Source organism: Pseudochrobactrum sp. AO18b, assembly GCF_000409565.1.
Taxonomy (GTDB): Bacteria; Pseudomonadota; Alphaproteobacteria; order Rhizobiales; family Rhizobiaceae; genus Pseudochrobactrum; species Pseudochrobactrum saccharolyticum.
The window spans coordinates 1-5,194 of sequence record NZ_ANNO01000412.1; the positions used below are offsets into that span (position 1 = coordinate 1).

Consider the following 5,194-nt stretch of genomic DNA (forward strand, 5'->3'; position numbering starts at 1 on the left):
TCGATGGTTTCCTGATCGTAACCGGCTTTGCGCAATTCGGCGATCAGCAGCTGCAGGTCAGCGGCGCTGCCCAGAGCATCCGGGATGGTCGTGCCGTCAAAGTCGGAGCCGAGAGCCACATGGTCAACGCCGATACGATTGATGATGTAATCAATGTGGCGCACCATTTCGCTGAGCGGTGTGGCCGTGATTTTCTGACCGTCTGCACGCAAGAAGGACACGCCGAAATTGATGCCCATCAAGCCGCCGGTTTCCTTGATCGCATCCATCTGTTTTTCGGTCACATTGCGGCTGTGTGTGCACAATGTGTGCACGTTGGAATGGCTGGCAACGAGCGGTGCATCGGAGATCGCTGCAATATCCCAGAAACCTTTGTCATTCATGTGCGACAGGTCAATCATGATTTTCAGCTCGTTACAGGCGCGGATCAGGGCCTTGCCCGCATCGCTGAGGCCGGGACCGATATCCGGTGTGCTCGGGAAGCGGAACGGCACGCCATATGCGAAAATATTAGGACGGCTCCAGACCGGACCCAAAGTGCGCAGGCCTGCCTGATGCAGCACATAAAGTTCATCCAGATCAGCGCTGATGGCTTCAGCACCTTCAATATGCAGTACTGACGCAAATGCGCCATTGGCCATTGCCGTGCGGATATCATCGGCAGAACGGCAGATTTTCAAGCCGCCTGCGGACTTCGCTTCAATCTTCGCCAGAAGCGCAGCCATGCCGAGGGTGATTCTTAAGGCGCTGTCGTGTTCCGGCGTCGGATAATCGCCGTTTGCATCTTTTTCCATCGAAGGGGACGGCACATAAATTGCGCAGAGGCCGCCTGCGAGGCCGCCCTTTTTAGCGCGCGGAAGATCAATATGACCCACCTTTTCGCCATCAATAAAGCGATCGACCGGATTGGCTTTGCTTGACGACCACAGACGCAGCAAAACGTCATTATGGCCATCGAAGACAGGGGTGAAATTGTCTGCCGTTGAGGAACTGGACATGGGAAAGGGAACCTTACTTTTCTGGCTGGCGACATAAAATATGTCGCAAACAGAAACATTTAGCGGATTAAATCCTGTTATTGCATCTCGTTAGCAACGGTATTCCTCTGAGATTTCAGGGAGGCACCTGCGATTCTGCGGTTTTTCATCGCGGAAATACAAGTCGTCGCGTGATTTGCGAGACTGACCATTTTGCAACCAAATTGCAAATGCCTTTTCTTGCAGGGGATAGTCCTCTTCTGCATATTAATTTAAATTAGAAAATAACAAAGTTTTGAACAAGATTTTGCATGCAAACCATGCATAGCCACTGGCAAAATCTGCATTGGCCGCGTTATTGGGCTTCATGATAACTGAACCGGACATTAGACGGTTTTCTTATACACATTGTTTTGATGCAGTTTCGGGTGGATCGGAACGGGCAAAAATCGGTCCGGTGGACGATCTCCCGCGAAGATAACTCATTTTCAAAGCTGTTAGAAAACTTAACCACTGGCAGGGGCAACCCGGCCGGTTTCTTGCGTTTACGGATAGGGAAGAGGAAATCACCGTGATTTCAAGACGTAATTTTTTGGCGGGCGCTGCTGCTGTTCCGTTCCTGTCATATGCCGGCATGTTGCCTGCGATCGCTGCCGGTCGTCAGGACATTCTGGTTGTGGCCATGCAGCTGGACAACATGACATCGCTCGATCCGCATGAGAGCTTTGAAGCTGTCGGCAGCGAAATCTGCAACAACATGTATCAGCGTCTTGTGCATCCGAGCTTTGAAAATCCTGAAAAGATTGAAGGCGGCGTAGCCACTTCATGGGAAGCTGATGCTGAAGGTAAGGTTTATACTTTCAAAATCAACCCTGAAGCAAAATTTGCGACCGGCAATCCGATCACCGCTGAAGATGCTGCGTTCTCGCTGCACCGCGCGATCATGATGAACAAAGGCCCAGCTTTCATCATCGGCCAGTTCGGTCTGACCCCTGAGAATGTTGAGAAAGCTGTTGTCGCGACCGATGCCGGTACGCTGACCATTTCTCTCGACACCCCGACTTCCCTGTCCTTCCTGCTTTATTGCCTGTCTTCCAGCGTCGGTAGCGTTGTTGAGAAGAAGCTGGTGATGGAAAATGCAGCCGGTGACGATCTCGGTAACGAATGGCTGCGTAAAAACAGCGCCGGTTCCGCTGAATGGACTCTGGCTGCATGGAAGCCAAGCGAAAGCGTTATGCTGAACCTGAACCCGCACGGCGCCTATAAAGGCAATGTAAAGCGTATCGTTCTGCGTCACGTTGCTGACCCTTCATCCCAGCTGCTGATGCTTCAGAAAGGTGACGTGGATATCGCCCGTAACCTGACTTCCGAGCAGCTGCGCGTGATCCAGAATGACGAAAACTTTACACTCGTGCGTAAAGGTATTGCCGGTATCGGCCTGATGTCGCTCAACCAGAAAGTTGAAAAGCTGACCAATCCTAAGGTCTGGGAAGCAATCAAATGGGCGATCGACTATAAGGGCATTCAGGAAAATATCGTGCCTTTGACCCACCAGATCCATCAGACCATTATTCCTGAAGGTTTCCCGGGTGCTGTTAACGACACACCATTCCAGAAAGACACTGCGAAGGCAAAAGCTCTGATGGCTGAAGCAGGTCTCACTGATGGTTTCACCATCAGCATGGACCACTATTCCGCTCAGCCTTGGCCGGATATCGCTCAGGCCATTCAGGCAAACCTCGCAGAAATCGGCATCAAGCTGGAACTGCGTGCTGCTGAAAACCGTCAGGTTCTCACCAAAATGCGTGCCCGTGAACATGAAATCGCTCTGACCTCATGGGGTTCGGACTATTTCGATCCGAATACCAATGCGGACGTATTCTGCAACGTGACCGACCTGTCGGACGATGCAAAGAGCAAGCCTTTCGCATGGCGCTCAAACTACCAGAACGCAGATTTCGCGAAGAAATCGCTGGCTGCCCGCGATGAAAAAGATCCGGCAACCCGCGTTAAGCTTTACGAAGACCTGCAGCGCGAATTCATGAACAACAGCCCGTTTGTTGTCATGCTGCAGACTGTAATGACTGCTGCCTGCCGTAAAGATGTTACCGGCATGCGTCTCGGCGTTCTGTCCGATACCCACTCTTACGCAGGGATTGCGAAAGCTTGAATAAGAGACTGAAAACTCTGACTGGTACTCTGAGCAGCGTGTTAATCACGCTGTTCGGACTTGCTATTGTCACTTTCATGATCGGCCGCGTTATGCCGGTTGATCCTGTGATTGCAGCCGTCGGCGATAATGCGCCGGAGGCTGTTATTCAGCGTGTGCGCGCGGAGATGGGGCTGGATCAGCCACTCGTCGTGCAGTTCTTCCATTATATCGGTCAGGTTTTGCAGGGTGATCTCGGCAATTCCATTCTGACCCGCAACCCTGTTACCACGGATATTGCCCGCTATTTTCCGGCAACCCTTGAACTGGCCACCGCAGCGCTCCTCCTCGCTGCTTTGATCGGTATTCCTCTGGGTGTCTGGGCAGCGGTGCGTCAGGGCACTCTGACGGATCAGACGATCCGTGTTATCTGTCTGGCCGGTCACTCCGTGCCGACCTTTGTGCTGGCGCTGATTTCGCTTCTGGTTTTCTATGCCGCGCTCGGTATCGCACCGGGACCCGGCCGTCAGGATATTATTTTTCAGGACATGATCCCGCATGTCACTGGTATTCTGACCATTGATACGCTGATCGACGGCGATATGGATGCTTTCTGGGATGCGCTCGCGCATATGGCCCAGCCGGTTATCATTCTCGCTTATTTCAGCATGGCTTATATCACCCGTATGACCCGTGCATTCATGCTGGATGCACTCAAAGGTGAGTTTGTTGTTACAGCCCGCGCCAAGGGCCTGTCCGGCACTGCAGTTATCTGGAAACACGCTTTCCCGACTGTGGCCGTGCAGCTGGTGACCGTTCTTGCACTGACCTATGCCGGTCTGCTTGAAGGTGCAGTTGTAACCGAAACCGTGTTCAGCTGGCCTGGTCTTGGTCAGTATCTGACTGTTTCGCTGATGAATGCAGACATGAACCCTGTCGTCGGCGCCACTCTTCTGATTGGTGTCATCTATGTCGGGCTTAACCTGCTCGCTGACATTCTCTACAAGGTACTGGATCCACGCGTCAGATGATTTTCTCTAATTTTCATAACTGGGCGCTGGACGAAACTCCGTCCTCGCCGTCGCAGGCTCTCTGGGGCCGGCGCTACCGTATCTGGCTCAATCTGAAGTCAAATCCGCTGGCGATGATCGGCCTGTTCATCATTGCGGTCTTTGTTTTCATCGCCATTTTTGCCCCGTGGCTGGCACCGCATGATCCGAGCATTCAAAATCTCGCCAATCGTCTTGCGGCACCTTCTGCTCAGCATTGGTTCGGTACGGACGAGCTGGGACGCGATATTTTCTCGCGTATCCTTTATGGCGGCCGCGTAACACTCGGCATGGTTATTGCCGTTGTTATTCTGGTTGCACCGCTGGGTCTGATTATCGGCTGCGTTGCAGGTTATTTCGGCGGTATCGTCGATACAATCCTGATGCGCGTAACCGATGTGTTCCTCGCTTTCCCGCGTCTTATTTTGGCTCTGGCTTTCGTGGCCGCGCTGAAACCGGGCGTTGAAAGCGCGATTCTGGCTATTGCACTCACAGCCTGGCCGCCTTATGCGCGTCTGGCCCGTGCGGAAACCATGACCATCCGTAACACCGATTATATCGCAGCCTATCGCCTGACCGGCGCCAGCCCTGCACGTATTATCGCCCGTCATATTGCACCTCTGTGCGTACCGAGCCTGATTGTACGTATTACGCTGGATATGAGCTCGATCATTCTGACCGCTGCAAGCCTTGGCTTCCTCGGTATGGGTGCTCAGCCGCCGTCACCGGAATGGGGTGCGATGATTGCAACAGCCAAACGCTTCATTTTTGAGCAGTGGTGGGTTGCTACAATTCCGGGTATTGCGATCTTCCTCGTTTCACTCGCGTTCAACTTCCTCGGCGACGGTCTGCGTGACGTCCTCGATCCGAAGCAGAATTGAGGGATAAAATGCTGGTAGATATTCAAAATCTGAGAATCGCATTTGAAACCCGCACCACCCGTTTTGAGGCGGTGCGCGGTCTCTCTTTGCAGCTTGGCCGTGAAAAGCTGGGTATTGTGGGTGAAAGCGGCTCGGGGA

General features: G+C 52.9%; 4 protein-coding genes and 1 pseudogene. 4 read left to right on the forward strand and 1 reads right to left on the reverse strand.

The features are described 5' to 3' along the window. Nucleotides 1-998, reverse strand: a 998-nt coding sequence (locus A918_RS0115805; protein WP_022711993.1) for a dipeptidase, incomplete at its 3' end; no start/stop codon positions are given. 550 nt (nucleotides 999-1,548) lie between these two features. Here A918_RS0115805 and A918_RS0115815 point away from each other — a divergent pair. From A918_RS0115815 to A918_RS22345, 4 genes and pseudogenes are all read left to right on the forward strand, one after another. Then, nucleotides 1,549-3,147 (forward strand): ABC transporter substrate-binding protein, encoded by a 1,599-nt coding sequence (locus tag A918_RS0115815; RefSeq protein WP_022711995.1) that lies wholly within the window; start codon nucleotides 1,549-1,551, stop codon nucleotides 3,145-3,147. Next, nucleotides 3,144-4,157: an ABC transporter permease gene (locus A918_RS0115820; protein WP_022711996.1), complete on the forward strand. Its 1,014-nt coding sequence runs from the start codon at nucleotides 3,144-3,146 to the stop codon at nucleotides 4,155-4,157. The genes A918_RS0115815 and A918_RS0115820 overlap by 4 nt, the downstream gene beginning before the upstream one ends. Next, nucleotides 4,154-5,056 carry a nickel transporter permease gene (nikC, locus tag A918_RS0115825; RefSeq protein WP_022711997.1) on the forward strand — a complete coding sequence of 301 codons (903 nt, stop codon included), beginning with the start codon at nucleotides 4,154-4,156 and terminating at the stop codon, nucleotides 5,054-5,056. The genes A918_RS0115820 and nikC overlap by 4 nt, the downstream gene beginning before the upstream one ends. An 8-nt stretch (nucleotides 5,057-5,064) precedes the next feature. Beyond that, a pseudogene (locus A918_RS22345) lies at nucleotides 5,065-5,194 on the forward strand (ABC transporter ATP-binding protein); the annotation flags it as partial.